The sequence below is a fragment of the Mammaliicoccus stepanovicii genome (assembly GCF_002902525.1).
In the GTDB taxonomy this organism is placed as follows: domain Bacteria; phylum Bacillota; class Bacilli; order Staphylococcales; family Staphylococcaceae; genus Mammaliicoccus; species Mammaliicoccus stepanovicii.
In genome coordinates this window covers 6,513-7,386 of sequence record NZ_PPQZ01000131.1, presented here as the reverse complement: position 1 = coordinate 7,386, position 874 = coordinate 6,513, and the positions used below count along the sequence as shown (strand labels likewise).

Here is an 874-nt window from a genome sequence, read left to right as displayed (position 1 = left end):
ATGGAAAGATATAATATTTCTAGATTATGGGGCATTATAATATTATTATGTGCAATAATAGCTGGATTCTCACTAATAGTTACATTGTTAATTCCTGTTGTGCAACATCAAATTGAAAGTTTTACGAAGAACTTGCCAAATTACATAGACGAATTTTCAGGTAAGCTTGATGCTTTATCACGAAATTCATTCGTTGCTGATTATTATGCACAAGCTCAAAATTGGTTCCAACAAAACTTCAGTGATATACCGAAAAAATTATCTGATTCTGTTGGTAATTTTGGTCACAAATTTAAATCATTTGTTTCTACTATTACGCATGTAGTTGTTATTTTAATTACGTTCCCATTTGTATTGTTCTTCTTATTGAAAGATGGTGGTAAATTTAGAAGTTACTTTATTTCTTTAATGCCTCCAAAATTTAGAAAAGATACTCACGATTTAATTGATAAAATGAACATACAAGTTGGATCTTATATTCAAGGTCAAATGATTGTTGCATTTTGTATCGGTGTTTTATTATTTATCGGTTATTCTATAATCGGGTTGGAATATGCTTTGACACTGGCTAGTATTGCTGCAGTTACAAGTGTCGTTCCATATTTAGGGCCAATGATAGCTATTTCACCAGCGATTGTCTTGGCAGCAATTGATTCTCCATTTATGTTGCTTAAATTAGCAATCGTTTGGGCTGCTGTTCAATTCTTAGAAGGACATTTCATTTCTCCTAATATTATGGGTAAAACAATGCAAATCCATCCATTAACGATTATTTTTGTATTACTTTGTGCAGGTAACCTAGCTGGTGTTCTAGGTGTTATTCTAGGTATTCCTGGGTATGCAATTATAAAAGTTGCTGTAACTCATTTATTTA

General features: G+C 31.6%; 1 protein-coding gene. It reads left to right on the top strand.

The window, feature by feature from the left end; all coding sequences use genetic code 11:
• On the top strand, window positions 1-874 hold an 874-nt coding region (locus CD111_RS12235), incomplete at both ends, for an AI-2E family transporter (protein ID WP_240610515.1).